At 59.7% G+C, this 26,189-nt stretch carries 22 protein-coding genes; 10 read left to right on the forward strand and 12 right to left on the reverse strand.

Annotated elements, in window-relative coordinates:
* Positions 1 to 7: 7 nt before the first annotated feature.
* Positions 8 to 1,189 (reverse strand): MFS transporter, encoded by a 1,182-nt coding sequence (locus HQN82_RS10320; RefSeq protein ID WP_004443466.1) that lies wholly within the window; start codon positions 1,187 to 1,189, stop codon positions 8 to 10.
* Between the two features lie 163 nt (positions 1,190 to 1,352).
* Here HQN82_RS10320 and HQN82_RS10325 point away from each other — a divergent pair, with 163 nt between their 5' ends.
* A complete protein-coding gene (locus tag HQN82_RS10325) occupies positions 1,353 to 2,252 on the forward strand; it encodes a LysR family transcriptional regulator (RefSeq protein WP_112765885.1) in 900 nt (299 codons plus the stop codon).
* A 3-nt stretch (positions 2,253 to 2,255) separates the two neighbouring features.
* Here the strand turns inward: HQN82_RS10325 and HQN82_RS10330 are convergent, their stop codons facing one another.
* Positions 2,256 to 3,155 carry a LysR family transcriptional regulator gene (locus tag HQN82_RS10330; protein WP_004443468.1) on the reverse strand — a complete coding sequence of 300 codons (900 nt, stop codon included), beginning with the start codon at positions 3,153 to 3,155 and terminating at the stop codon, positions 2,256 to 2,258.
* A 135-nt stretch (positions 3,156 to 3,290) separates the two neighbouring features.
* Between HQN82_RS10330 and HQN82_RS10335 the strand changes: the two genes are divergently transcribed.
* The 4 genes from HQN82_RS10335 (at position 3,291) to HQN82_RS10350 (ending at position 9,225) form a co-directional block, all read left to right on the forward strand.
* Positions 3,291 to 4,100 carry an alpha/beta hydrolase fold domain-containing protein gene (locus tag HQN82_RS10335; RefSeq protein ID WP_004443469.1) on the forward strand — a complete coding sequence of 270 codons (810 nt, stop codon included), beginning with the start codon at positions 3,291 to 3,293 and terminating at the stop codon, positions 4,098 to 4,100.
* Positions 4,101 to 4,215: 115 nt separating this feature from the next.
* The gene (locus tag HQN82_RS10340; RefSeq protein WP_004443470.1) at positions 4,216 to 5,406 is read left to right on the forward strand and encodes an efflux RND transporter periplasmic adaptor subunit; all 1,191 of its coding nucleotides are present in this window, start codon (positions 4,216 to 4,218) and stop codon (positions 5,404 to 5,406) included.
* Positions 5,407 to 5,539: 133 nt separating this feature from the next.
* Positions 5,540 to 8,734 (forward strand): efflux RND transporter permease subunit, encoded by a 3,195-nt coding sequence (locus tag HQN82_RS10345; protein ID WP_022556841.1) that lies wholly within the window; start codon positions 5,540 to 5,542, stop codon positions 8,732 to 8,734.
* A gap of 287 nt (positions 8,735 to 9,021) precedes the next feature.
* Positions 9,022 to 9,225 carry a hypothetical protein gene (locus HQN82_RS10350; RefSeq protein ID WP_004443472.1) on the forward strand — a complete coding sequence of 68 codons (204 nt, stop codon included), beginning with the start codon at positions 9,022 to 9,024 and terminating at the stop codon, positions 9,223 to 9,225.
* A 52-nt stretch (positions 9,226 to 9,277) separates the two neighbouring features.
* Here HQN82_RS10350 and HQN82_RS10355 read toward each other — a convergent pair whose 3' ends face one another.
* Positions 9,278 to 10,123, reverse strand: a complete 846-nt coding sequence (locus HQN82_RS10355) for an endonuclease/exonuclease/phosphatase family protein (protein WP_004443473.1) — start codon at positions 10,121 to 10,123, stop codon at positions 9,278 to 9,280.
* 13 nt (positions 10,124 to 10,136) lie between these two features.
* Entirely contained in the window at positions 10,137 to 11,597 is a 1,461-nt protein-coding gene (locus HQN82_RS10360) for a phospholipase D-like domain-containing protein (protein ID WP_004443474.1), read from the reverse strand.
* 264 nt (positions 11,598 to 11,861) lie between these two features.
* On the opposite strand from HQN82_RS10360, the gene pdxY reads away from it, so the two are divergent.
* On the forward strand, positions 11,862 to 12,737 hold the full coding sequence (gene pdxY / locus HQN82_RS10365; protein WP_004443475.1) for a pyridoxal kinase PdxY: 876 nt from the start codon (positions 11,862 to 11,864) through the stop codon (positions 12,735 to 12,737).
* A gap of 174 nt (positions 12,738 to 12,911) precedes the next feature.
* A complete protein-coding gene (locus HQN82_RS10370) occupies positions 12,912 to 13,553 on the forward strand; it encodes a carbonic anhydrase (RefSeq protein WP_004443476.1) in 642 nt (213 codons plus the stop codon).
* 176 nt (positions 13,554 to 13,729) lie between these two features.
* Here HQN82_RS10370 and HQN82_RS10375 read toward each other — a convergent pair whose 3' ends face one another.
* The gene (locus tag HQN82_RS10375; RefSeq protein WP_173614862.1) at positions 13,730 to 14,545 is read right to left on the reverse strand and encodes a lytic murein transglycosylase; all 816 of its coding nucleotides are present in this window, start codon (positions 14,543 to 14,545) and stop codon (positions 13,730 to 13,732) included.
* Between the two features lie 221 nt (positions 14,546 to 14,766).
* Positions 14,767 to 15,801, reverse strand: a complete 1,035-nt coding sequence (locus HQN82_RS10380; protein ID WP_003522626.1) for an aspartate-semialdehyde dehydrogenase — start codon at positions 15,799 to 15,801, stop codon at positions 14,767 to 14,769.
* 511 nt (positions 15,802 to 16,312) lie between these two features.
* Here HQN82_RS10380 and HQN82_RS10385 point away from each other — a divergent pair.
* The 3 genes from HQN82_RS10385 (at position 16,313) to HQN82_RS10395 (ending at position 21,430) form a co-directional block, all read left to right on the forward strand.
* Entirely contained in the window at positions 16,313 to 18,196 is a 1,884-nt protein-coding gene (locus HQN82_RS10385) for an MFS transporter (RefSeq protein ID WP_004443480.1), read from the forward strand.
* Between the two features lie 192 nt (positions 18,197 to 18,388).
* Entirely contained in the window at positions 18,389 to 19,963 is a 1,575-nt protein-coding gene (locus tag HQN82_RS10390; protein ID WP_173614863.1) for a Re/Si-specific NAD(P)(+) transhydrogenase subunit alpha, read from the forward strand.
* A gap of 21 nt (positions 19,964 to 19,984) precedes the next feature.
* Positions 19,985 to 21,430 carry an NAD(P)(+) transhydrogenase (Re/Si-specific) subunit beta gene (locus tag HQN82_RS10395; RefSeq protein ID WP_112765887.1) on the forward strand — a complete coding sequence of 482 codons (1,446 nt, stop codon included), beginning with the start codon at positions 19,985 to 19,987 and terminating at the stop codon, positions 21,428 to 21,430.
* A 143-nt stretch (positions 21,431 to 21,573) separates the two neighbouring features.
* On the opposite strand, the gene rutF is transcribed toward HQN82_RS10395, so the two are convergent.
* From rutF to rutA, 6 genes are read right to left on the reverse strand one after another with little or no spacing between them, the layout of a single operon-like run.
* A complete protein-coding gene (rutF, locus tag HQN82_RS10400) occupies positions 21,574 to 22,098 on the reverse strand; it encodes an NADH-dependent FMN reductase RutF (RefSeq protein ID WP_004443483.1) in 525 nt (174 codons plus the stop codon).
* 26 nt (positions 22,099 to 22,124) lie between these two features.
* Positions 22,125 to 22,715, reverse strand: coding sequence for a malonic semialdehyde reductase (locus HQN82_RS10405; RefSeq protein ID WP_173614864.1), 591 nt, complete (start codon positions 22,713 to 22,715; stop codon positions 22,125 to 22,127).
* Positions 22,716 to 22,732: 17 nt separating this feature from the next.
* Positions 22,733 to 23,524: a pyrimidine utilization protein D gene (rutD, locus tag HQN82_RS10410; protein ID WP_162699326.1), complete on the reverse strand. Its 792-nt coding sequence runs from the start codon at positions 23,522 to 23,524 to the stop codon at positions 22,733 to 22,735.
* Between the two features lie 13 nt (positions 23,525 to 23,537).
* On the reverse strand, positions 23,538 to 23,924 hold the full coding sequence (rutC, locus tag HQN82_RS10415) for a pyrimidine utilization protein C (protein ID WP_112765888.1): 387 nt from the start codon (positions 23,922 to 23,924) through the stop codon (positions 23,538 to 23,540).
* A 26-nt stretch (positions 23,925 to 23,950) separates the two neighbouring features.
* On the reverse strand, positions 23,951 to 24,691 hold the full coding sequence (rutB, locus tag HQN82_RS10420) for a pyrimidine utilization protein B (protein WP_004443492.1): 741 nt from the start codon (positions 24,689 to 24,691) through the stop codon (positions 23,951 to 23,953).
* On the reverse strand, positions 24,688 to 25,779 hold the full coding sequence (gene rutA, locus HQN82_RS10425) for a pyrimidine utilization protein A (protein WP_112765889.1): 1,092 nt from the start codon (positions 25,777 to 25,779) through the stop codon (positions 24,688 to 24,690). The genes rutB and rutA overlap by 4 nt, the downstream gene beginning before the upstream one ends.
* Positions 25,780 to 26,189 lie beyond the last annotated feature (410 nt).

The following is a 26,189-nucleotide window of genomic DNA, read 5'->3' on the forward strand; positions in this document are numbered from 1 at the left end:
GAAAAGCTCAGGCAGTTTTCAGTGTCAGCGCGGCGCGGCGGTCGAGCGCGCTGCTCCAGATGGTCAGGAGCAGGGCAACCGCGACGAGGATGGCGCCGACCCAGGGTGTGGCACCCAGGCCCAACGGTGATTCCACCACCAGACCGCCGAGCCACGCGCCGATGGCGATGCCGAGGTTGAACGCGGCGATGTTGAGCGCCGAAGCGACATCGACGGCGCCGGGACGATGCTCCTTGGCAAGCTGCACCACATAAAGCTGCAGGCCGGGAACATTGGCGAAGGAGAGGAAACCAAGCGCGGCAAGCGTGATGAGCGTCAGCACCGGCGAAACCGCGGTGAAGGAAAAGACGAGCAGCACGATGGCCTGCGCCAGGAAGAGGCCAATGAGGGCCCTGGCCGGATTATGGTTGGCGATCCGGCCGCCACCGATGTTGCCGGCCGCGATGGCGATACCGTAAAGCACGAGGATCAGGCTGACGCTCTTTTCCGAAAATCCGGTCACATCCTGCAGGATTGGCGCAAGGAAGGTGAAGGCGACGAAGGTGCCGCCGTAACCAAGCGCGGTCATGGCGAAAACGATGAGCAGGCGGCCGGAGCCGAGAACACGGACCTGATCGAGCAAGCTTGCGGGCGGCGCCTTCTTGAGTGTGTTCGGGAGAAGCGCTGCAATGCCGAGGAAGGCAATGACACCAAGGGCAGCAACGGCCCAGAAAGTTGCGCGCCAGCCGAAGACTTGGCCGATATAGGTGCCGAGCGGAACACCGGTGACGATGGCGACCGTAAGGCCCATGAACATCATGGCAATGGCCGAGGCGCGACGGTTTTCCGGCACGAGATCGGCCGCGATGGTGGAGCCGACCGAGAAAAAGACGCCATGGGCGAAGGCGGCAATGACGCGGGCGACCAGCAGCATCTCATAATTGGGTGAAAGTGCTGCGAGACTGTTACCGACGATGAACAGGGCCATCAGGCCGAGCAGCAGCGGCTTCCTCTCTATCTTGCCGGTCAATGCGGTCAGGATCGGCGCACCAAAGGTCACACCCAGTGCATAGACACTGACGATGAGACCGGCGAGCGGCAGGGTGATATGGAGATCGTTTGCGACAGTCGGCAGCAGACCGACAATGACGAACTCCGTTGTTCCGATCGCATAGGCCGCGATCGTCAGGGCAAATATGGCCAATGGCATGACGAATACCTCTTCGCCCGCAGCTGGATCGCGGGCCTTCTGGACAGCGTGGGGCTGCCCGGTTGGATCAAATTGTATGAGCGCAATATGGGCAAAGGGGACTTGCATGATAATCGGCAAAGCCGGATAAATACCTTTGAATTGATTTCATAGGTGATGCGCGATGGATAACAGGGCCGGAGAGATGGAAGTCTTCGTGGCGGCGGCGGAACTCGGCAGCTTTTCAGCCGCCGGGCGCAGGCTGAAGCTTTCGCCCTCGGCCGTCAGCAAACTTGTCACACGTATCGAAGACCGTCTCGGCACCAGGTTGCTGGCCCGCTCCACCCGGCTCGTAACGCTTACGCCGGAGGGCGAGGTCTATCTGGCGCGGGCCCGACGCATTCTCGCCGACATAGCCGAGACCGAGCAGATCGTGGCGAGCGGCGGCAAGGTGGTGCCGCGCGGGCTGCTACGGGTCAACGCGACGCTGGGCTTCGGCGAACGTTATCTCCTGCCGCTTGCACCGGAATTCCTGTCGCTTTATCCGGAAATCGAGCTGGATATTTCGCTGACTGACGGTGTCATCAGCCTGATCGAGGAACGCACGGACATTGCCATACGCTCCGGCGCCATGGGCGATTCATCGCTGAAGGCAAGAAAGCTAAAGGAAGTACGCCGCGTTATCGTCGCCTCTCCCACCTATATCGAACAATACGGCATGCCGGAAACGCCGCAGGATCTGGCGCGGCACAATTGCCTGAGCTTCAATTTCAGTCGCAGTCTCAATGAATGGCCGTTCCGCGACCCCGGTTCTGCAGATGTCTATCGCCTGCCAGTCACGGGCAATGCCTCGGTCAATAGCGGCATGGCCATGCGCAGGCTTTGCCTAGCGGGGCTTGGGCTCGGTCGGGTCGGTGAATTCCACGTCGAACCCGATATCAGGGCTGGCCTGCTCGTTCCCGTACTGGAAGACTATAGCGCCGAGGACATGGAGGTGATCCACGCGGTTTATGCCGGCCATGAGCATCTCGCAGCCCGCGTGCGCGCCTTCATAGATTTCCTTGCCGCAAGGGTCGGGCGCTGATTATCACACCAGCCCATGTACCAGCTTCGCAAGCCAGTCGACAAATACGCGGACCTTGTTGGTCACGTGCCGGGTCTGGGGATAGACGACATAGATCGGCATCGCCTCCCGTCGCCATTCGGAAAGCACCGGCACCAGTTCTCCGCGCGAAAGCGCGTCGCGCACCATGAAGATCGGCAGCTGCACGATGCCCATGCCGGCGAGCGCCGCATTCAAGTAGGTGCGGCTGTCATTGACGGAAACGACGTAGTTGGGCGTCAACTCGACGCTGCGTATGCCATTGTCGAAGGAGGCCGGCATGATCTGCCCGGTGGTGGCATTGAGGTAACCCACCGACAGATGATCCTTCTCCAGGTCCTCCGGTTCTCGGGGCATGCCAAAATTTTCGATATAGGACGGCGACGCAAATGTTTCGAACCGGAGTTCGCCTACTTTTCGGGCAATCAGCGACTGATCGCGCAACACGCCGACGCGCAGTGCACAGTCGACATTTTCCGCGATATAATCGACCAGACGGTCGCCGACACCGAGATCGAGACGGATTTGCGGATAGCGCTGGTAAAATTCGCAAAGATGTGGGATAACCACAAGGTCCGCAAAGACACCGGCCATTTCCACGCGCAACCGGCCGGATGGCTGCACCTGCGCGCTGGACATGCTGCCGTCAAGTTCTTCTATTTCCGATAAAATCTGTGATGCACGCTCATAATAGAGAGCGCCGTCCGTTGTCAGCATCACTCGCCGCGTCGTGCGGTTGAGAAGCGTGGTCTGCAAATGCGCCTCGAGCGCCTGGACCATATTGGTGACCGTGGTCTTCGGCATGTTCAGCGCTGTCGCGGCGCGGCTGAAATTGCCGGTTTCCACGACACGCGTAAAAACCCGCATGGCGGAGAGCTGATCCATGATGAGATTATCCGTCTTTTTGGAATAGTGTTTTCATTTTGGCATACTTGATCGTTTTTCCCCGAACAATAATATGAATTTCAGATTTTGCAAATGTGATGCACTGCTCAAGGTGGTGCAACGGGACCGGATCAGATGAACGCGCACTGGGAGAATATCAAAAGCTGTGGGGGCTTCGCATCCCAGCTTTCCGTGCGCCGATATGAAGGTTCGAGCCTGTGCAGCCAACCGCCCGTCGTACTTTATCTGCGCGGCGGTTCGTTTCTGGAACCCGGCCTGGAGCCGGGCGGCAATTGCCCGGAACTTCCGGTCGCGCGCGCGCTTGCAGAAAGCGGCGCCGTCGTCGTGGAGGCCGATTACAGCAGGCCGTCCGGCAACGAGTTTCCGATGGTTATCGACTGCGCTTACGAAGCGCTCGATCGCCTGAGCCGGGATCGCAAGCATTATGGCGGCGCGAAATCGCTGCTGTTCGTGGCCGGCGAAGAGGCAGGCGGCAATGTGGCGGCGGGGCTTGCCTTGAAGGCCCGTGACCGCATGCCGGGCAAACTTGCCGGTCAGATACTTCTGTCGCCCATGATCGATCCGATGATGACGACGGAATCCTTCCGCGACGCGGACAGGATCGGCATGCGCCAGCGCTGGGCCGATGGCTGGAGCCATTACCTTGCCAAGGCGTGCGGGTTTTTTCACCCCTATGCCGCACCCTGCCAGTGCACGCGGCTGAACCGGGTGGCGCCGGCGCTGATCTTTACCGCCGAGGACGACCCTCTGCGCGACGAAACGGTCAATTACGGAGACCGCCTCATCGCCTCAGGCGTTAGCGTTAGGCAGCATGTTTTCCCCGCCGGCGTCGGCTGGACGGGGCTTTATCAAGGAGAGGGCGGCGGATGGGTCTCATCCGTCTGTTCGGAGTTCAAGACTTTCGTTGACCAGTTAAACCACTGAAATTTCGCATTTTGAGCATGTCCAGTAAAAGTGCGTAGCGGTTTTACGTCCGGATCATGCGACGAAGTAAAATAGATGAACGACCTGCTCCCGATCGGGGGCGAAGGAGATACCCATGACGCTGAACACAAAGCGCCGGGCCCTGACGGGCGCCGGTATCGGGCTTGCTATGTCCGTTGCAGCAGCAGCACTGTTTTTCGACCTCCCCACCAGTCGCGATGCAACGGCCGCTTCCACGCCTGCTGAAACACCAGCGATCCCTGTCACCGTTGCCAAGGTTGAAAGCCGCGACGTGATGCGCTGGGAGGAATTTTCCGGCCGTCTGGAAGCCGTTGACCGGGTGCAGATTCGCTCCCGCGTCGCCGGCCAGATCAAGGCTGTGCATTTTCGCGAAGGCGCGCTGGTGAAGGAAGGCGATCCCCTCTTCACCATCGATCCGGCCCCCTATCAGGCCGCTGTTGCCGGCGCTGAAGGACAGGTCGCCTCGGCCGAAGCCAAGGTCAGCCTTGCGAAAACGGAACTCGACCGCGGTCGCCGGCTTTCCGACAACCGCACCATCTCGCAGAGCGATCTCGACCAGCGCCAGAGCTCGTTTGCGGATGCCGAAGCCCAGCTTCGCGCCGCCCGCGCAGCACTCACCACGGCGCAACTCGATCTCGGTTACACCGAAATCCGCGCACCTGTTTCAGGCCGCGTCGGCCGCATCGAAATCACCGCCGGCAACCTCGTCGCCGCCGGTTCCACCTCGCCGGCACTGACGACCCTCGTGTCGGTCAACCCGATCTATGCGAGCTTCAACGCCAGCGAAGGCGTGGTGGCCAAGGCTCTTGCCGAGCTGCCGAAGACCGATGGCGCCCTGCCGGCTCTCGAACAGATCCCAGTGGAAATCGGCACGCTTTCGGATGAAGGCACGCCGATCAAGGGTACGCTGCACCTGATCGACAATCAGGTGGATTCGGCAAGCGGCACCATCGGTGTGCGCGCCGTCTTCGACAATCCCGATGGCAGGTTGATCCCCGGCCAGTTCGTGCGGGTGCGCATGGGCGAACCGAAGCCGGAAAACCGCATCGTCATCAGCGATCGCGCCATCGGCACGGATCAGGACAAGCGCTTCGTCTTCGTGGTCGATGCCGAAAACAAGGTGAGCTACCGCCAGATCAAGCCGGGCGCGCCGGCCGATGGCCAGCGCATCATCGAAAGCGGCCTTGCTGCCGGTGATACGATCGTCGTCAACGGCCTGCAGCGCATCCGTCCCGGCGCAACCATCGCACCTCAGGCGGAAGATAAGGTTGCTGCCTCGCAGTAATCCATCTCTTTGATCAGTAAGCGTCCCGCGCTTTCGCGAGACGCGCATTCAGACAGAACCGGCCTTCACCGGCGGCAGAATTGCCGCCGGAGCGGCCTTCGCATTCCAAAATATACCCGGAGAGGGACTGGATATGAATATTTCCAGATTTTTTGTCGACCGGCCGGTATTCGCCGGCGTCTTGTCGATCCTAATTGTGGTGGCAGGCCTTCTTGGCATGCGCGCCCTGCCGATTTCGGAATATCCCGAAGTCGTTCCGCCATCCGTCGTCGTGCGCGCCACCTATCCCGGTGCGAACCCGACCGTTATCGCTGAAACCGTCGCGACACCGCTCGAAGAACAGATCAACGGTGTCGAAGACATGCTCTACATGGGCAGCCAGGCGACGTCGGACGGCGTGCTGACGCTCACCGTCACCTTCAAGCTCGGCACCGATCCTGATAAGGCCCAGCAGCTTGTGCAGAACCGCGTCTCGCAGGCCGAACCGCGCCTGCCGGCGGAAGTGCGCGCGCTCGGCATCACCACGGTCAAGAGCTCGCCCGACTTCATCATGGTCGTCAACCTTGTCTCCAAGACCGACGCCTATGACATCACCTATCTGCGCAACTATGCGACGCTGAACGTCAAGGACCGTCTCGCCCGCATCGAAGGCGTGGGTCAGGTGCAGGTCTTCGGCGCGGGTGACTATTCCATGCGCGTCTGGCTCGATCCGCAGAAGGTGGCCGAGCATGATCTCGCCGCCAGCGACGTCTCCGACGCCATCCGCCAGCAGAACGTGCAGGCCGCGGCCGGCGTCATCGGCGCTTCACCAAGCCCGAACGGTGTCGACCTGCAGCTCAACGTCAATGCCCAGGGCCGTCTGACGACGCCGGAAGAATTCGGCAACATCATCGTCAAGAGCGGCGCAAACGGCGAAATCACCCGCCTGCGCGATGTCGCGCGCATCGAACTCGGAGCAGCCGATTACACGCTGCGTTCTCTGCTCGATGGTGAGCCGGCCGTGGCTGTTGCGGTCCTTCAGGCCCCCGGCTCCAACGCCATCGAAATCGCCGACAATGTCCGCGCGACCATGGATAATCTGCAATTGGCGATGCCCGATGGCGTGAAATACGAGATCGTCTACGATACGACGAAATTCGTGCGCTCCTCCATCGAGAAGGTTGTCGATACACTCCTCGAGGCCGTTGGCCTCGTGGTGCTTGTCGTCATCCTCTTCCTGCAGACGTGGCGCGCCTCGATCATTCCGCTGATCGCCGTTCCGGTCTCGATCATCGGCACCTTCGCCGTCATGTACGCCTTCGGCTTTTCCATCAACGCGTTGACGTTGTTCGGCCTTGTGCTCGCCATCGGCATCGTGGTGGATGACGCGATCGTGGTCGTCGAAAACGTCGAGCGAAATATCGAAAACGGGCTCTCACCGCGTGACGCCACCTATAAGGCGATGCGCGAAGTCTCCGGCCCGATCATCGCCATTGCGCTGGTACTGGTCGCCGTCTTCGTGCCGCTCGCCTTCATCTCCGGCCTTTCCGGCCAGTTCTACCGGCAGTTCGCGCTGACGATTGCCATCTCCACCGTCATTTCGGCCATCAACTCGCTGACGCTGTCACCCGCGCTTGCGGCCCTGCTGCTGAAGGAACATGGCGCACCGAAAGACTGGCTCACCCGCTTCATGGACAAGATCCTCGGCTGGTTCTTCCGCGGCTTCAACCGTGCCTTCGGCGCGGCCTCGAACGGCTACGGCAAGACCGTCGGCGGGCTGGTGACGCGCAAGAGCCTCGTCATGATCGTCTACATGGCGCTGGTGGCCGCCACCTATGGCATGTTTACGACAGTTCCGAGCGGCTTCGTGCCGGCGCAGGACAAGCAGTACCTCATCGGTTTCGCGCAGCTTCCTGATGGCGCAACGCTCGACCGTACCGAAAGCGTGATCAAGCGGATGAGCGAGATCGCCATGGAAACGCCCGGTGTCAGCCACGCCATCGCCTTCCCCGGCCTGTCGATCAACGGCTTCACCATCGGTTCCAATTCCGGCATCGTTTTTGCGGTTCTCGACGACTTCGAAAAGCGCAAGACACCGGAACTGTCAGGTGGCGCCATCGCCATGCAGCTGAACCAGAAATATGCCGGCATTCAGGACGCCTTCATCGCCATGTTCCCGCCGCCGCCGGTCAACGGTCTCGGCCAGACAGGCGGCTTCAAGCTGCAGATCGAAGACCGCGCCGGTTACGGCTACCAGACGCTGGACGAAGCGGCGAAGGCCGTCATCGCCAAGGCATATCAGACGCCGGAGCTGGCAGGCATTTTCTCCAGCTACCAGATCAACGTGCCGCAGCTCTTCGCCGATCTCGACCGCGCCAAGGCGGAACAGCTGGGCGTCTCCGTCAGCGACGTCTTCCAGACGCTGCAGATCTATCTCGGCTCGCTCTACGTCAATGACTTCAATGCCTTCGGTCGCACATACAGCGTCCGTGTGCAGGCGGATTCACAGTTCCGCGCCCACGCCGAAGATATTGGCCGCCTGAAGGTTCGCTCGGCAACGGGTCAGATGATCCCGCTGTCGACGCTCCTGAAGGTGAATGCGACGACCGGACCGGAGCGCACCAACCGTTATAACGGCTTCCTTGCGGCCGATATCAACGGCGGACCGGCACCGGGCTTCTCCTCGGGTCAGGCACAGGCCGCGATCGAAAAGATCCTCGCCGAAACCCTGCCCGCGGGCGTCGATTACGAATGGACGGATCTGACCTATCAGCAGATTCTCGCCGGCAATTCCAGCATCGTGGTTTTCCCGCTGGCGCTGCTGCTCGTCTATCTCGTGCTCGCTGCGCAATATGAAAGCCTGACCCTGCCGATCGCGATCATCCTGATCGTCCCGCTCGGCGTGCTCGCAGCCCTCACGGGCGTCTGGCTGACGGGAGGGGATAACAACATCTTTACGCAGATCGGCCTTGTCGTCCTTGTCGGTCTCTCAGCGAAAAACGCGATCCTGATCGTGGAATTCGCCCGGGAACTGGAATTCGAGGGACGAACGCCGCTTCAGGCGGCCATCGAGGCAAGCCGGCTTCGCCTGCGCCCGATCCTGATGACCTCGCTCGCCTTCATCATGGGCGTGGTGCCGCTGGTCGTCTCGACAGGTGCCGGTGCGGAAATGCGCGCCGCCATGGGTGTCGCGGTCTTCTCCGGCATGATCGGCGTGACGTTCTTCGGCATCTTCATGACTCCGGTCTTCTATGTACTGGTGCGCAAGCTGGCGGGCAACCGTCCGCTCATCCAGCACAAGCAGGAAGAACCGGCCAATTCGGACTACAAGCTCGAAAAGGCCGGCTGAGACCGACACCTATCCACCGCAACCTTCGACGCAAGCCCGCCGCGCATCCCGAGATGCGCGGCGTTTTATATGGAAAGATGTGTATGCGCCTCTTCTGAAATTGAACCAGTTTCAAGTGCTTAACTGTAATACAGGCCGCGTTCCGGCCGCACCACAATTGGCAAAAGTCAATATAGATGTTGGTGACTGCGCGCACTGGAAGAAACAATGATATTTTATGCTTTGTATTTTGTGTTACTTTCCAAGAACAGGGTGATTCGGACTAAATGATTTAGTTCAGGGGCGACATGATGGAGCAGGATTACGAGAACTGGGCGACGACCGTTGCCTATTCGATAGTGATGCATGAGGGTCTTGATCTCGCGCTTTCCGCGCAAAATCTCGATAGAGGCAAGACCAGAAACAATCGTGAGCGGTTGATGGAAGCCATTCGCACATCCTTGCTGGAAGCGCGCTCACGCAGCCACGTGACAGCGGCGCAACGGGTTTAAGCCGACCTCCTGAGATTGTTGCGGCAGCTTTCCTGGGCACGCCGCTGCAGGATCAGGCCGGAAGCAGGTCGGTCCGCACCGCGGCTTTCAGCGGCAGATGATCCGAAGCGATACGCGCCAGTGCGCTGTCATGCGCTTCGACCTGCTCGATCAGCCCTTCACGATTGGCGATGATCCGGTCCAGAGCCAGCACCGGCAGGTTGGACGGAAAACTGGGTACGGCTGGCGGCAGAGCGCCGAAAGCATCGCGAAACGTATTGAGTGATGAACCATTGCCGAGGCGCCATTCATTCAGGTCTCCCATGAGAATGGTCGGGCATTCATCCCTCGCTTCAAGAAGGCCGATCAGAGCCTTCGCCTGCTGGGCACGGGAATGCCGCAGCAGCCCGAAGTGAGCGGCAATGACCCGCAGGGTGCCGCCGCGCTTCAGATCCAGTTCGACAACGAGCGCGCCACGCGGCTCCAGTCCGGGCAGCTTCAGGGTATGAACCTCCTTGACCGCGCCCTCCTTGAACAGGACGACATTGCCATGCCACCCATGCGCCTTCACCCCGACCTGTACAGGCACGGGGACAAGGCCGCTTTCCCTTTCCAGCCGGGCGAGATCGAGCAGGCCGGTGCGTTCGCCGAAGCGGCTGTCGGCCTCTTGCAGCGCAATGATATCCGCCCCGATTTCCTGAATCACGCGACTGGTGCGATCAGGATCGAACTTGCGGTCCCGGCCCACGCATTTATGCACGTTATAGGAGGCGATAACGGGAAAATCATGCGCCTTTTCCGCAGGCTTGGCATTCTGCCGCTGACGGTGATTGCGCAGCGAGTCCATCACAAAGGCCGGCAGACTGGTATTCCGCGCCAGTACCGCTTTTTCGTTTTCCAGCACGCCGTCTTTTTTCACACGTCATCTCCGCTCAAAGATAGGGCGAGGCCAGCCACAGTACCCGTTCCACAAAACGAACAACGAACGGACGCGCTTTCAGTTCGCTCAGTCTTACAGGTATTGCGGCGTCGCGCGCCGTCGAGATCGTCTGCGTGATGGCCTGTCCGAATGCTTCGTCCATAACCTCCAGATCGATCTCGAAATTCAGACGCAAAGAGCGGGGATCGAGATTGGACGAACCGATGTAACTCCACCGTCCGTCGATCACCAGCATCTTCGAATGATTGAACGCTCCCGTCGCCCTCCATATCCTGCAATAGTTGCGCAACATCTGATCGAACTGCGCCGTCATCGCCCTGTCGACAAGCACCAGATTATTGCTTTTCGGCACGACGATATCAACGACGACGCCGCGTCGCGCCGCCGTAATCAGCGCCGAAATAAGCTCCCGATCCGGGAGAAAATAGGGCGACATGATGAGAATCGACGACCTTGCGATGGAAAAAGCGCCGGTCAGCATCTTGTGATTGGTCTCGATGCTTTTGTCCGGCCCGGAGGAGCAAACGCGGGCAACGATCTGCGAGCCCGGCACGCCTTCGGGAATGGCGATATCCCAGACCGGCGTGTCCAGAAGTTCCTTTGTCGTGAAACGCCAGTCTTCCGCCGCAATGGAGAAAAAATCCGCTACCACCGGTCCGCTGATCTTGAAATGTGTGTCGTGCGATTGTCTTCCCTGGCCGAATTCCTCGGTAAAGCCCTCGCGTATGTTCATGCCGCCACTAAAGGCGACACGCCCGTCCACCACGAGAATCTTGCGGTGGGTGCGCAGATTGGCGTAGGGCAGCCGCAGCCCCATGATGACGTTGCCGTTGAAGACGTTGGCGACGATGCCCCTCTCCCGCAGCGTCGGCAGGATGCTCGGAACCGAATAACGCGCGCCCACGGCATCGATGAGCACCCTCACCTCCACGCCGCGCTGTTTTGCCCGCTGGAGGGCGGAAACGAAGCGGGCGCCGATCCGGTCATTATCGAAAATATATGTTTCGAGGATGATCGACCGTTTCGCCTGCTCGATCGCTTCCAGCATCGCCGCATAGGCGGCGTCACCCGTGGCGATGGGCTCGATGCTGTTGCCAGTCGTCAGTGCATGGCGGGTCACCCGGTCACCCAGTACCTTCATCGCCGCGAAACGGCGGCCGAACCGCTCGGCCACCAGCTCACCGCCAGCGTCGAAACGGGCCACGCGGTCCATGATCTCGTCCTGCATGAAGGACCGCTGCTGGGTGATGTTGGACCGGCGGATGCGGTTGATGCCGGCAATGGCATAGATGACCGCACCGACGATGGGCGACAGCACGATGACACCGACCCAGCCCAGTGCCGAGCGAACTTCTTCCTTCGTCATGGTGGCGTGCACGGCCGCCACGGTTCCCATCAAAACGGAGAGAACGGCAAGAATATGCGGCCAATAGGCGATGATGAGAGCGAGCATGAATACAACTATAGGGCATCAGGCGGAAAAGTGTAACGCGGTTTTCCGAAAGCCGCCGCCTTAACGAGAAATCGGTGCAGCGATCCCGCAACGAGAGGCGTTCCCTGACGGCGGCAAAACGACCGCCATGTTTTTGCGGGACAGACCCTTGCGGGATTAACGGTGGAAACTGGTCTTGCGATATGTCATGAGAGCGCATCTTGATCTTTGGGCGGGGGCAGCATTGGTGGGCTTTCTGCCGCGTTTGAACGCAAGAAGGCCGTGATGCAGGACAATACCCAAGGCGCCGTCATCGTCATTTCCAGCCATGTCATGCGGGGCTCCGTGGGCAACCGCGCGGCAGTCTTCGCGCTGGAGACACTCGGTTTTCCGGTCTGGGCAGTGCCCACCATCGTCATGCCCTGGCATCCCGGCCACGGACCATCCACCCGCATGCGCTTTCAGGACGAAGACTTCGACAAGGCGATGACCGACCTCGAAAACGCCAAATGGATCGGCGAGGTCAAGGCGGTTCTGACCGGTTATTTCGGCAGCGCCGCGCAGGTGCGTGCCGTCGCAAGGCTGATCCGAAATCTCAAGGAAAAGAACCCGGCGCTGATTTACGCCTGCGATCCTGTCATGGGTGATCTGGGCGGGCTTTATATTCCCCTTGAGACCGCCGAAGCCATCCGCGATCACCTCATTCCGCTTGCCACGGTCGCCACGCCCAACCGATATGAACTCGCCTGGATGAGCGGCGCCGCGCTTGAGACCAACAGCGCCATCATGGATGCAGCGCTTTCCCTCGGCCCGCCAAAAATGCTGGTCACCTCGGCGGTGCCGATGATGACGGGCGGCACCGGCAACCTTTACCTCAGCGGCCGCCACGCGCTGCTCGCCGAACATCGCGCCATTGAAAATGCGCCTAACGGCCTCGGCGACCTGATGTCGGCGCTGTTTCTTGCCCGCCTGCTGGAAGGTCTGGATGACGAAAAGGCGCTGCAGCTCGCAACCGCCAGCGTGTTCGAAATTCTGGCCCGCACAAAAAAACGCGACATGAACGAACTGACGCTGGAGACGGATTCTTCAAGCCTCTCCACACCCATGGCCATGGTGCAGATGCGTCATCTCTTGCATCCTTCGCGCAGCAAGCGCAAATAGCGGCTAGAGCATTTCCGTGAAACGTGGCCCTCGGTCTTCGTCCGGAAATGCGACAAGCAAGGAGTTGGAGCGGTTTCACGGCTCGAAGAAAACCGAAAATGCTCCAAAGGATTGGTCTTCAACGCACCGAGTTCTTCCCTTGATCTCGGTCCAACCACAACGGTACTGCGATAGATGAAAGATTTTCCGGAAAACCTTCTCAACGGCTATAAGAACTTCATGAGCGGTCGTTATGCCGACGAGCGCGAAAGATACCGCGTTCTGGCCGATACCGGACAGAAACCGCAGACCCTGTTCATTGCCTGTTGTGACTCCCGCTCCGCGCCGGAAACCATTTTCGACTGCGGCCCGGGAGAGCTTTTTGTCGTCCGCAATGTTGCCAACATGGTGCCGCCCTTCGAGCCGGACGGGCAATATCACGCCACCTCGGCGGCCATCGAATATGCGGTTCAGGTGCTGAAGGTGAAGGATATCGTCGTCATGGGCCACGGTCGCTGCGGCGGCATTCAGGCAGCGCTCGATCCCAATCTGGAGCCGCTGTCGCCCGGTGATTTCATTGGCAAATGGATGAACATGGTCAAGTCGGCCGCCTCGCAAATCCAGAGCAACGACGTCATGACCGCCTCTGAGCGGCAGACGGCGCTGGAACGCGTTTCCATCCGCAACTCCATCGCCAATCTGCGCGGCTTCCCCTTCGTCAAGGCACAGGAAACCGCCGGCAAGGTGAAGCTGCACGGCGCATGGTTCGATATTTCGACCGGCGAATTGTGGGTGATGGACGGTAAGACCGGCGACTTCCGCCGCCCGGATCTGTGACTGGCAGGTAATAGCTACAGGCCAAACTCAACGCTCGTCACCCCGGACTGGATCCGGGGTCCAGCGCGATCAAGTCCTTGATCGCCAAAGACTCTTTCACGGCGCGGACGCGCCGTGACTGGATGCCGGATCAAGTCCGGCATGACGGAAGTGGAATTCGCGCGTGGAAAGCAGCCTTATTGGCCGTCAATCGCCTTGCCGATGAAGGCGATCGCCTGCTGGTAGACACTTGCGGCGTTCCAGCCCTGAATTGCCGCGTAATTCGCCTGCCCCTGCTGGTAGCCTGCACCGCGCTGCCAGCCATGGCCGACGAGGAAGTTTGCGGTGGAAGCCAGCGCATCGGCGCGCGAACCGACGAGATCGATCCGACCGTCGCGGTCGAAATCCACGCCGTAGCGCACGACGTTCAGCGGCAGGAACTGCGTCTGGCCGATTTCACCATGGGCGGCACCCTTGGCGTTGACATTCAGCGAGCCGCTGCCGACGAGTTTCAGAGCCGCATAAAGCTGCTCGGTGAAATAGTCCGAACGGCGGCAGTCATAAGCAAGCGTTGAAACGGCGGAAAGCGTGTGCTGGTTGCCCATGAAACCGCCAAAGCCTGTTTCCATGCCCCAGATGGCGAGCAGCGGACCAGCCGGCACGCCATAGGCACGCTCGATGGAGGCGAACAGTGCGGCGTTGTTCTTCTTCATGGTCTTGCCGCGTGAAATGATCGTCTGACCGCCGCGCTTCTGCATGAACTGCTCGAAGGACAGCTTGAAGCTGTGCTGACCGCGATCGGCGCGGATCGTCGCCTGGTTGTAGGAGACGCCGGAGAAAGCCCGGTCGAGCACCGAGGCGCTGACGCCGCGACCCGCCGCTTCCTGCTTGAAGGCGCTGACCCAGGCATCGAAGCCCGCCGAAGTGTTGCCGCATTGCGCGGCCATAACCGGCGTCGCTGCCAGAACCGAGACCATGGCCACACCAGCCAGAATTACCTTCATTGCCCGCATCAAAATCTGCCTTCGATATCCTTTGGGGAGTTTTTCCCGAGAACCAAACCGTCAATACTGTATGATTCAGGTGCCAAAACTGTCTTTTGGCGGCCTAAATTGCCTTTCGGCAGCAAGGCCTGCAAATAAACTGGCCGTGATCTCGCCAATTATAAAACCCGCCTGCCCCACACAGAACAGACGGGTTATACTTAACGAACCTTAAAAATTCGTATCTCGGATCAGGCGGCCGCCTTGCGCGGCTTGATGAAGCCACGATTGATCAGCAGTTCGGCGATCTGGACGGCGTTAAGGGCAGCACCCTTGCGCAGGTTGTCAGAAACAACCCACAGGTTGAGACCGTTTTCGACCGTCGCATCTTCGCGGATACGCGAGATGTAGGTCGCGTCTTCGCCAGCGGATTCAACCGGCGTGATGTAACCGCCGTTTTCGCGCTTGTCGATCACGAGGCAACCCGGTGCTTCGCGCAGGATGTCACGGGCCTGATCGGCGGTGATCTCGTTTTCGAACTCGATATTGACCGATTCCGAATGGCCGATGAAGACAGGGACGCGCACGGCCGTGCAGGTCACCTTGATCTTCGGATCAAGCATCTTCTTGGTTTCGGCCAGAACCTTCCATTCTTCCTTGGTGTAGCCGTCTTCCATGAAGACGTCGATGTGCGGGATAACATTGAAGGCAATGCGCTTGGTGAACTTCTTGGCTTCGACCGGGTCGGCCACGAAAACGGCGCGGGTCTGCTGGAAAAGCTCGTCCATGCCTTCCTTGCCGGCGCCGGACACAGACTGATAGGTGGAGACGACGACGCGCTTGATCTTGGCGAAGTCATGCAGCGGCTTCAGCGCGACAACAAGCTGCGCCGTGGAGCAATTGGGGTTGGCGATGATGTTCTTCTTGGTGAAGCCTGCAACCGCATCGGCGTTGACTTCCGGAACGATCAGCGGAACGTCCTGATCGTAGCGCCATGCGGATGAGTTATCGATGACGACGCAGCCCTGCTGGCCGATCTTCGGCGACCACTTCTTGGAAACATCGCCGCCTGCAGACATCAGGCAGATATCCGTGTCGGAAAAATCGTAGTTCTCGAGGTTCGAGACCTTCAGCGTGCGGTCGCCATAGGAGACTTCCGTGCCCTGCGAGCGGGCGGAAGCGAGCGGCACGACTTCATCGGCGGGAAAACCGCGTTCGGCCAGGATATTGAGCATTTCGCGACCGACGTTACCGGTGGCGCCTGCAATTGCAACTTTGAAACCCATGATCAAGCTCTCTTTCTGTCTCTCCTCTTTTTGGTGAGGTGGGAACCCGCATCATCAGATCGCGGCTTCCTCGATCCCCAGCCAAACCGGGGAGAGAGCGGTGGCCAGAGACGTCAGACGGTTTTAATCGTCGTTTTGGCCGTAATTCGGATAGAATAAGAAAGGCGCGGATCATCGCCGGCGGATTGTGCCGGTCCTTCCATGACGAACATGTCTGCAACATGCATGCGCAAGGTGATGCTCCTTCTTCGCGAGAAGCTATTAGAAGGTTTCTCGGTTCTGTCAAGGAAAAAGGCGCGTCATGCAGCCGCTCGGACCAAAGCACAAATCGCCGCAGCGACATATTCGGGACGTTTAACATTAGACTAAAGTCATAATCCGAAAGCATCGCTCTTATTGGGGTTAATTTTCTGTCACTCTCATGATCCGCGCATTGCAGCCGCAAGGTGAGTCCAGAGGAGAGAGTTGGGCTCCGCAATGCGTCGATTGGGACATCTGTGGAGGACAGACAATGGCAAATGTTGCAGCCGTAAGCGGCGCCGCCCGTCCGATGACGGGTGAAGAGAAGAAGGTGATTTTCGCCTCTTCTCTCGGAACAGTCTTCGAATGGTACGATTTCTATCTCTATGGCTCGCTGGCGATTTACATCGGCGCGAACTTCTTCAGCCAGTATCCGGAAACGACGCGTAACATCTTCGCTCTGCTGGCCTTTGCCGCTGGCTTCCTCGTCCGCCCCTTCGGCGCGCTGGTCTTTGGCCGCCTCGGTGATATCGTCGGCCGCAAATATACCTTCCTCATCACCATCCTCATCATGGGCGTGTCCACCTTCCTCGTAGGCGTCCTGCCCAGCGCATCGCAGATCGGCATTGCCGCTCCGATCATCCTGATCGTCCTGCGCATGCTGCAGGGTCTGGCGCTTGGCGGTGAATATGGCGGTGCCGCAACCTATGTTGCCGAACATGCCCCCAACGGTCGCAGAGGCTATTACACCTCCTGGATCCAGACGACGGCAACGCTCGGCCTGTTCCTGTCGCTGGTGGTTATCCTCGGTGTGCAGTTCGCGCTCGGCAAGGAAGCTTTCGCTGCCTGGGGCTGGCGCATTCCCTTCCTCGTTTCCGTTCTGCTGCTTGGCGTATCCGTCTGGATCCGTCTGAAGATGAACGAATCCCCCGCCTTCAAGAAGATGAAGGAAGAGGGCAAGACGTCGAAGGCGCCGCTCAGCGAAGCCTTCGGCCAGTGGAAGAACGCCAAGATCGCGCTCATCGCGCTTGTCGGTGCCGTCATCGGCCAGGCCGTTGTCTGGTACACGGGCCAGTTCTACGCCCTTTTCTTCCTGCAGAGCATTCTGAAGGTCGACGGACAGTCGGCCAACATCATGGTGGCGGCAGCGCTCATTCTTGGCACCAGCTTCTTCGTTATCTTCGGCTGGCTTTCAGACAAGATCGGCCGCAAGCCGATCATCATGGCCGGCCTCATCCTTGCCATGCTGACCTACTTCCCGCTGTTCAAGGCACTGACCTGGGCAGGCAACCCGGCACTTGCACAGGCACAGGCGAGCGTTCGCGCCACCGTGACCGCAGCCCCTGGCGACTGCAAGTTCCAGTTCAACCCGACGGGCACGGCGAAGTTCACCACGTCCTGCGATATCGCCACCTCGTTCCTGACACGCAACTCGGTGCCTTACGACGTGGTTGCGGGCGCAGCCGGCCAGCCGGCCACCGTGAAGATCGGCGACGCCACCATTACCAGCTACGACGCCGTCGCCGCCGGCGCGGACGCGGCAGCCAAGGACAAGGCGTTCCAGAAGCAGGTCAACACGGCGCTCCACGATGGCGGTTACCCGCTGGTGCGCGGCGCGGCACAGGTGCCGGACGCGAAACTGGACGCCTTCATTGCCGCAAACCCGGAACTGAACCTCAATGCAGACGCCGTTCGCGCTGCCGACAAGAAGATGGTTGCGACCGACAAGCTGGTGGCTGACAAGCTGCTGACCCCGGCCGAAACCGGTGGTGCAGCCGAAATGGCCGTTTACACCGTGGCCGGCGGCGGCGCCTTCTCCATGGTGGCCGATCCGGCTGCCGTGAACTGGGTTGTCATCATCGCGGTTCTCACCGTCCTCGTGATCTACGTGACGATGGTCTATGGCCCGATCGCAGCTTTGCTGGTCGAACTGTTCCCGACCCGCATCCGCTACTCCGGCATGTCGCTGCCATACCACATCGGCAACGGCTGGTTCGGCGGCCTTCTGCCCGCCACCGCCTTCGCCATGAGCGCGGCCAAGGGGGACATCTATTATGGTCTCTGGTATCCGATCATCTTTGCAGGCATCACGCTGGTCATCGGCATGCTGTTCCTGCCGGAAACCAAGGATCGTGATATCCACGCCATGGATTGAGTGGCAGTCGATGAAACGCAGCAATCACCCGGCGCTTCGGCGCCGGGTTTTTTGTTGCCGCCGTACCGCCATCGCCGAAAATGGGCTTTTCCAGCCTGTCAATCCGCCGCAGGTAGAAAAACAGCAAGAACAAGACAAAAACACTCGAAATGGGCTATGACGGCTTATCAGGACGGGAATGGGAGAGCAGTTTTGAGAATCGGGACACCTAAGGAATTATATGAGGGCGAAGCCCGCGTTGGCATGACGCCGGATAGCGCTCAGGCTTTGCAGAAACTGGGATATGATTGCGTCATCGAAGCCGGCGCCGGCAAGGCGGCCGGTTTTTCTGACGACGCCTATCGCGCCGCAGGCGTGACCGTGGTCGACAGCGCTGAGGCGCTTTACACCGGCTCCGACATCATCGCCAAGGTTCGTCCGCCTGAAACCTCGGAGATTGATCGCCTGTCTTCTGACAAGACGCTGATCTCGTTTTTCTATCCCGCCCAGAACAAGGACCTTCTGGAGCAGGCGAAGGAAAAGGGCGCTAACGTCATCGCCATGGACATGGTGCCGCGCATTTCCCGCGCCCAGAAGATGGACGCGCTCTCCTCCATGGCCAATATCGCCGGTTATCGCGCGGTGATCGAGGCCGGCAATAATTTCGGCCGGTTCTTCACCGGGCAGGTCACCGCCGCCGGCAAGGTGCCCCCCGCCAAGGTGCTGGTCATCGGTGCCGGCGTTGCCGGTCTTGCCGCCATCGGCACGGCCACATCGCTCGGCGCGATCACCTATGCCTTCGACGTTCGCCCTGAAGTGGCCGAGCAGATCGAATCCATGGGCGCGGAATTCGTCTATCTCGATTTTGCCGACCAGCAGCAGGATGGCGCAGCGACCGGCGGTTATGCCGCCCCCTCCTCGCCGGAATTCCGCGAGAAGCAGCTGGAGAAATTCCGCGAGCTTGCACCGCAGATCGACATCGTCATCACCACGGCGCTGATACCGGGCCGCGACGCCCCGAAACTGTGGCTTGCCGACATGGTGGCGATGATGAAGCCGGGTTCGGTCATCATCGACCTCGCCGCCGAGCGCGGCGGTAATTGCGATCTGACGGTTCCCGACCAGCGCGTCGTGTCCGACAACGGCGTCATCGTCATCGGCTACACCGATTTCCCAAGCCGCATGGCGACGCAGGCCTCGACCCTCTACGCTACCAACATCCGTCACATGATGACCGATCTGACGCCTGCCAAGGATGGCAAGCTCGTTCATAACATGGAAGATGACGTCATCCGCGGCGCGACGGTCACCTATGGGGGCGAAATCACATATCCTCCGCCGCCACCCAAAATTCAGGCCATTGCCGCGCAGAAACCGAAGGAAAAAGCAAAAGAGCTGACGCCGGAGGAGAAACACGCCAGGGAAAAGGCCGAGTTCAAGGCACAGACCAAGAACCAGGTCGGGCTTCTGGTCGCCGGCACGGCCGTATTGCTGCTCGTTGGCCTCTACGCGCCGGCAAGCTTCATGAGCCACTTCATCGTCTTCGTGCTTGCCTGCTTCGTCGGCTTCCAGGTGATCTGGAATGTCAGTCACTCGCTGCACACGCCGCTGATGGCCGTGACCAACGCGATTTCCGGCATCGTCATCATCGGTGCGCTGCTGCAGATCGGCTCCGGCAACTGGCTGGTGGTGATCCTCGCCTCGCTTTCCGTCCTGATCGCGACGATCAACATCGTCGGCGGTTTCCTCGTGACACGGCGCATGCTCGCCATGTTCCAGAAGTCCTGAGCCAAGCGGGGAATCAAATAAATGATCATTGGTATTGTTTCCGCGGCCTATGTTGCCGCAGCCGTTCTTTTCATCCTCTCGCTCGGCGGTCTCTCCGGCCAGGAAAGCGCCAAACGTGCCGTCTGGTACGGCATAACAGGCATGGGCCTCGCCATCATCGCCACCGTCTTCGGCCCTGAAATCAGCAAGGGCGTCGGGCAATGGCTCGTCGTGCTCCTGATGCTGGCCGGCGGCTCCGTGCTCGGCTACTTCGTCGCAAGCCGTGTACAGATGACCGAGATGCCGCAGCTTGTGGCGGCGCTTCACTCCTTCGTCGGCCTTGCCGCCGTTTTCATCGGCTTCAACGCCCATATCGAGGAAGCGCATGTCGCCTCGCTCGATGAAACCGCGCGTTCCTTGCTGACGGGCTTTTCCGCTATCCTCGCCCACAAGACGCCGGTGGAACTGGCGATCATGAAGGTCGAGGTCTTCCTCGGCGTTTTCATCGGCGCGGTGACCTTCACCGGCTCTGTCGTTGCCTTCGGCAAGCTTGCCGGCAAGGTGGATGGCAAGGCGAAGAAGCTGCCGGGCGGGCATCTGCTGAACGCTGGTGCTGCGATCCTGTCGCTCGTGCTGCTCATCATGTATTGCAACGGCGCAGGCGCATGGACGCTCGTCCTGATGACGCTTGCCGCCTTCTTTATCGGTTACCACCTGATCATGGGCATTGGCGGCGCCGACATGCCTGTCGTCGTCTCGATGTTGAACAGCTATTCCGGCTGGGCGGCAGCAGCCATCGGCTTCACGCTCGGCAACGATCTGCTGATCGTCACGGGCGCGCTGGTCGGCTCCTCGGGTGCGATTCTCTCCTACATCATGTGCAAGGCGATGAACCGCTCCTTCATCTCGGTCATCCTCGGCGGCTTCGGCGGCACGACGGGCCCGGCGATGGAAATCGAGGGCGAACAGGTCGCGATCGACGCCGAAGGCGTGGCCGCAGCGCTGAACGACGCCGACAGCGTCATCATCGTGCCCGGTTACGGCATGGCGGTGGCGCAGGCGCAATCGGCCGTATCGGAACTGACCCGCAAGCTGCGCGCCGACGGCAAGACCGTGCGCTTCGCCATCCATCCGGTGGCTGGCCGTCTTCCGGGCCACATGAACGTGCTGCTCGCCGAAGCGAAGGTGCCTTACGACATCGTGCTCGAAATGGACGAGATCAACGACGATTTCCCAAGCACCGACGTCGTCATCGTCATCGGCTCCAACGACATCGTCAACCCGGCAGCGCAGGACGACCCCAACTCGCCCATCGCGGGCATGCCGGTTCTGGAAGTGTGGAAGTCGAAACTCGTCATTGTCTCCAAGCGCGGCCAGGGCACGGGCTATTCCGGCATCGAGAATCCGCTGTTCTACAAGGACAATACGCGGATGTTCTATGGCGATGCGAAAAAGTCGATCAACGACCTTCTGCCGTTGATCAAGTAAATGAGAAGGGCGTTTCCGGGAGACCGGGAACGCCCTTCGAATTTCTGAGAAACGACTATACGTTTCGTCCGGGGTGACGGTGTGCGGATGCTATGGCCGCGCCAAACAGAATCGTCCCGCGGGATGTTGTCGATAGACCGCCTTCAAAGCACCCGGTAACGCCGGTTGAAATACATCAGCGCCTCATCACCCGCATTGATCTTCATATCCACAACCTCGCAGATGAGAATATCGTGCGTGCCGCCGTCATGGGCCTCGCGGATACGGCAATCGAATGAGACGAGCGCATCTTCGAGAACCGGCGCACCGGTTTCGAGCACGCCCCAGTTGCCCGCAGCGAAACGTTCCTCGGCAGGCGTCTTGCCGCCGAAAAGCGTGCTCAGCACCTCATGATGGGCGGCGAGCGTGTTGACGCAGACCACACCATTGGCCTTCACCACCCTGTAAGCGGAAGAATTGCGGTTGAGGCAGATGAGAAGCGTGGGAGGATTGTCGGAAACGCTGCAAACCGCCGTCGCGGCGAAGCCTGCCCGGCCTGCGGCGCCATCCGTCGTGACGATATTGACCGCCGCACCGAGCCGCGCCATGGCGTTTCTATAATCGAGGCTGCGTTGCTCTGCAGTCTTCGTCTCCATTGCCGCTTCCTTTTCAAGAGACATCATCTGCATCTAACCCATCCTTCCTTAACAGGCCATCAAGCCAGCACACAGGCGTCGTCAAAGCCAAGGCGCGGCAGGCGGCCAAAGAGTTTTGACGGATCGCCATGACCGAGATTGATGAGGATATTGGATTTCCACGTCGTGCCGGCAAAAAACGCCGCATCCACCTTGCCCTTGTCGAAACCGGACATGGCCCCGGTATCCAACCCCAGCGCGCGGGCGGCAAGGATCAGATATCCGGCCTGAAGCGTGGCATTGCGAAAGGCAGTTTCTTCGGCCACGGCAGGGCTGGAGGTAAACCACGAACGCGCATCGGCGTGCGGAAACAGTTCCGGCAGTTTCTCGTAAAATTCGCTGTCGATGGCAGCGATGACGGTGACCGGCGCGGCCATGGTCTTTTCGAGATTGCCCGAGGAGAGTGCCGGCCGAAGCTTTTCCTTGGCTTCCGGGCTGCGCACGAAGACGAAACGTGCCGGCGAGCAATTGGCCGAAGTCGGTCCCATCTTCGTCAGGTCGTAAAGCGCGTGCAGCGTCTCGTCACTGATCGGCTTGTCCGTCCAGCCATTGTGGGTGCGTGCTTCGGTGAAAAGCGTTGCGAGTGCTGCATCATCCAGTGCTTTCGTCATCGTGCTCTAAAATCCTGTCAGAATGTTTGGTCAACCGGCAGCAGAAACTGCAAAAGCCGGGCGTTGAAAAGGTCGGGTTCGGTAATATTGACCGCGTGAGCCCCGAAATCGAGAAGGCAAAGCTCGCTTTGCGGCAAACCGTCGGCAAGACGCAACGAGCGGGTATAGGGCACCAGAAGATCGTCCTTCGTTGCCACCACCAGCACCGGGCTCCCTATCTCGCCAAGCCGTGCGTCCATATCGAAGGCCCGCAGCGCCGCAATGCGGCGGAGCACATTGTCCTTGCCCTGAAAATGCGCCACGCCATGGGCATCGTCCCGTGCCAGCCGCTCCTGATTGTCAGACATCCACGCCGCCGGATAAAGGAACAGCGGCTGCGCTCTGACAAAAGCCTCGACGCCCGACTTTTCCAGAAGCTCAATCCGCACATCAAAGCAGCGCTCGGAATGCGGATCGGCCTTGCTCCACGCGTTGATAAGCACCAGCCGGTCGATAAGGCCGGGCCGCCGCAGCGCGATATCAAGGCCGATCAGGCCACCGAGGGCATGTCCCATGAAGTGGAATTTTTCGAGGTTCAGGGCTGAGACAATTTCCAGCACATCATCCGCCATGGCGGAAATGCCGCCATCGAGCGGCACCTCGCCGCCTGTCCTGCCTGTTCCGCGATGGTCATAGGTGACGACCCGGAAATGGCCGGAAAGAGCCTCGATCTGCGGCGTCCAGTAAGCACCCGATCCGCCCAGTCCCGAGGACAACAGTATAGTGGGGGCCTCAGGCTCGGTGCGACCATGAACCTCGAAATGCATCATCTGCCTTTTCGCCCTATTTACCGATATGGGCGACGGTGGCGATTTCCACCAGCGCGTCGGGCTTGACGAGGCCGCACTGGATGCAATAACGCGCCGGCTTGTCGCCGGGGAAATATTCCGCATAGACCGCGTTGACGGCCTGATAATTCGCCCAGTCGGTGATGAAGATGTGGTTCATCGTCACGTCTTCCATCGTGCCGCCGGCGGTCTCGATGACCGACTTGATGGTTTCCAGAACATGGCGGGTCTGCGCGCTGGCATCGCCCACATGCACGACATTGTTGTCCTTGTCGAAGGGCAGCGTGCCGGACACGTAAACCACGCCATCGGCGAGGGTTCCCGGCGAAAAGGGAGCGATGGGTTTGCTGGTGCCAACGGGCACGATGATCGTTTTCGGCATTTCGTTCTCCTCTTTGTGGTTCTCAATCAATCGGTGACGGGGGCTGCCTGCGAAATCACGCCGCAGAAATCATTGACGGTGGCAACCCAGCCGAAAAACTTCTCGACATTGTAGACCGTCGCCTGCTGAATAAAGTCCGGACCGAGATGATGGGTGGCATCCTCCAGCATCACCCCGAAATATTCGAGGTGGAAGGCATCGCGCAGCGAGCTTTCCACGCAGACATTGGTGGCGATGCCGACAAAGACCAGATTGCGGATGCCGCGGGCGCGCAACACGCTGTCCATATTGGTGTTGAAGAAACCGCTGTAACGCGTTTTCGGCACCAGAATATCGCCGGGCTGCGGTTGCAGCTCATCGACAATGGCGTAGTCCCATGTGCCCTTGGCCAGCAGCTGGCCCTGCAGTTCCGGCCTTTTGCGCATGGTCTTCAGCGCATTGGACTTGTGCCAGTTGGGCGAACCCGGCCCGCCCGCCTCGACATAGTCCTTGTCCCAGCCATTCTGGAAATAGATGACCTGGACACCGGCGGCCCGCGCCGCATCCAGCGTCTTCTTGATGTTGGCGATGGTGCCTTTTGCGCCTGAGATATCGAACCCGGCCAGATCGACGTAACCGCCCTCGGTCGAATAGGCGTTCTGCATGTCGACTACGACAACGGCGGTCTCGCTGGGTTTCAGGGTAATCGGCTCCGGCCTTGCGGGAAGCGTCACGCTTTCCGAACGGCTCTCCGGGCCCTTGTAACCTGCCACGACGGCTTCGCTCATTCCGCTGCCTCCCGTGCCGCTCGAACATGCGCGCGGCTCTTCATCAGCGGCTGCACGTATTTGCCGAATTTTTCGACCCCTTCGAGGAAATCATCGAAGGTCAGCATCACGCCCCCCGTTCCCGGCACCTCGCTCATTTCATCCAGCATGGCCGCCACTTCCTCATAGGAGCCGATCAACGTTCCCATGTTGATATTGACCGCAGAGACGGGGTTGGACATATGCCGGACATTGGTGTCGGAGCCGGATTTGGTGTCAACGGCGCTCTGCAGGCCAAGCCACTTGATGGCGTCTTCATCGGCACCTGCCTTGTAATACTCCCACTTCGCCCAGGCATCTTCGGATTTTTCCTCGGCAAGAATCATGGTCAGCACCACGGATTTAACCTCGCGGCCGGACTTTTCCGTTGCCGCCAGAAGCCGCTCATTGGTGGGCGCAAAGGCCTTTGGCGTGTTGACGCCAACGCCGAAGCAGAAGCTGTAGTCGGCGAATTTGGCCGAAAACGCCATGCCGGAATTGGACGACCCGGCGCAGATGAGCTTCACATCACCCTGCGGCACCGGCTTCATGCGGCAATCGTCCATCTGGAAGAACTTGCCCTTGTAGTCCGACTGACCTTCCGTCAGCAGCTCTTTCAGCACAGTCGTATATTCGCCGAGATATTCGTAGCGGTCGCCGAAATAATCGTCACCCGGCCAAAGACCCATCTGGCTATATTCCGGCCGCTGCCAGCCGGTAATGAGGTTGATGCCGAAACGGCCACCGGAAATGGAATCGATCGTCGTCGCCATACGCGCAACGATCGCCGGCGGCATCACCAGCGTGGCGGCGGTGCCGAACAGCTTGATCTTTGACGTGACGGCGGCCAGCCCCGCCATCAGCGTGAAGGATTCCAGATTGTAATCCCAGAATTCGGTCTTGCCGCCAAAGCCGCGCAACTTGATCATCGACAGCGCAAAGTCAAAACCATATTGCTCCGCCTTGAGCGTGATCGCCTTGTTCAGGTCGAAGCTCGGCTTGTATTGCGGCGCGTTTTCGGAAAGAAGCCACCCATTGTTCCCGATCGGGATAAAAACACCAACTTCCATTTTGCTGTTCCCTTTTTTGCGTCAGGTGTCTCCTGACTTGCCAAAAGAGTAGCAGGTTCTGTGCCAGACCAAATAAAATAATTTTATCAAATGGATAAAATTTCGGGACAGATCAAGCCTTGACCGAAAGGCAAATTTTTTATCATTTGGTAAAAATATTTGCCTGTTTATTCAGCAAATATCGAGAGCGGCACATCAAAGGCAAGTGGCCCCTACCACAGTCGCAGACTGATTTAAGAAATCCGAAGGCTCTTCTCCGTCATGCCGGACCCGATCCGGCATCCAGCCACGGCGCGTCTGCGCCGTGAATAGAATCTTTCGCGATCAAGGACTTGATCGCACCGGACCCCGGATCAAGTCCGGGGTGACGGCGGTAGGGAGCTAAGACTGAATCAAATGCGCACGCGCGA

Origin of the sequence: Agrobacterium pusense (assembly GCF_013285525.1) — a bacterium.
GTDB lineage: Bacteria > Pseudomonadota > Alphaproteobacteria > Rhizobiales > Rhizobiaceae > Agrobacterium > Agrobacterium pusense.

Bases quoted from the DNA above. Each gene is read 5' to 3' on its own strand.
- HQN82_RS10320 (WP_004443466.1), bottom strand. From the start codon at position 1,189: ATGCCATTGGCCATATTTGCCCTGACGATCGCGGCCTATGCGATCGGA.
- HQN82_RS10325 (WP_112765885.1), top strand. From the start codon at position 1,353: ATGGATAACAGGGCCGGAGAGATGGAAGTCTTCGTGGCGGCGGCGGAA.
- HQN82_RS10330 (WP_004443468.1), bottom strand. From the start codon at position 3,155: ATGGATCAGCTCTCCGCCATGCGGGTTTTTACGCGTGTCGTGGAAACC.
- HQN82_RS10335 (WP_004443469.1), top strand. From the start codon at position 3,291: ATGAACGCGCACTGGGAGAATATCAAAAGCTGTGGGGGCTTCGCATCC.
- HQN82_RS10340 (WP_004443470.1), top strand. From the start codon at position 4,216: ATGACGCTGAACACAAAGCGCCGGGCCCTGACGGGCGCCGGTATCGGG.
- HQN82_RS10345 (WP_022556841.1), top strand. From the start codon at position 5,540: ATGAATATTTCCAGATTTTTTGTCGACCGGCCGGTATTCGCCGGCGTC.
- HQN82_RS10350 (WP_004443472.1), top strand. From the start codon at position 9,022: ATGATGGAGCAGGATTACGAGAACTGGGCGACGACCGTTGCCTATTCG.
- HQN82_RS10360 (WP_004443474.1), bottom strand. From the start codon at position 11,597: ATGCTCGCTCTCATCATCGCCTATTGGCCGCATATTCTTGCCGTTCTC.
- pdxY (WP_004443475.1), top strand. From the start codon at position 11,862: ATGCAGGACAATACCCAAGGCGCCGTCATCGTCATTTCCAGCCATGTC.
- HQN82_RS10370 (WP_004443476.1), top strand. From the start codon at position 12,912: ATGAAAGATTTTCCGGAAAACCTTCTCAACGGCTATAAGAACTTCATG.
- HQN82_RS10375 (WP_173614862.1), bottom strand. From the start codon at position 14,545: ATGCGGGCAATGAAGGTAATTCTGGCTGGTGTGGCCATGGTCTCGGTT.
- HQN82_RS10380 (WP_003522626.1), bottom strand. From the start codon at position 15,801: ATGGGTTTCAAAGTTGCAATTGCAGGCGCCACCGGTAACGTCGGTCGC.
- HQN82_RS10385 (WP_004443480.1), top strand. From the start codon at position 16,313: ATGGCAAATGTTGCAGCCGTAAGCGGCGCCGCCCGTCCGATGACGGGT.
- HQN82_RS10395 (WP_112765887.1), top strand. From the start codon at position 19,985: ATGATCATTGGTATTGTTTCCGCGGCCTATGTTGCCGCAGCCGTTCTT.
- rutF (WP_004443483.1), bottom strand. From the start codon at position 22,098: ATGCAGATGATGTCTCTTGAAAAGGAAGCGGCAATGGAGACGAAGACT.
- HQN82_RS10405 (WP_173614864.1), bottom strand. From the start codon at position 22,715: ATGACGAAAGCACTGGATGATGCAGCACTCGCAACGCTTTTCACCGAA.
- rutD (WP_162699326.1), bottom strand. From the start codon at position 23,524: ATGATGCATTTCGAGGTTCATGGTCGCACCGAGCCTGAGGCCCCCACT.
- rutC (WP_112765888.1), bottom strand. From the start codon at position 23,924: ATGCCGAAAACGATCATCGTGCCCGTTGGCACCAGCAAACCCATCGCT.
- rutB (WP_004443492.1), bottom strand. From the start codon at position 24,691: ATGAGCGAAGCCGTCGTGGCAGGTTACAAGGGCCCGGAGAGCCGTTCG.
- rutA (WP_112765889.1), bottom strand. From the start codon at position 25,779: ATGGAAGTTGGTGTTTTTATCCCGATCGGGAACAATGGGTGGCTTCTT.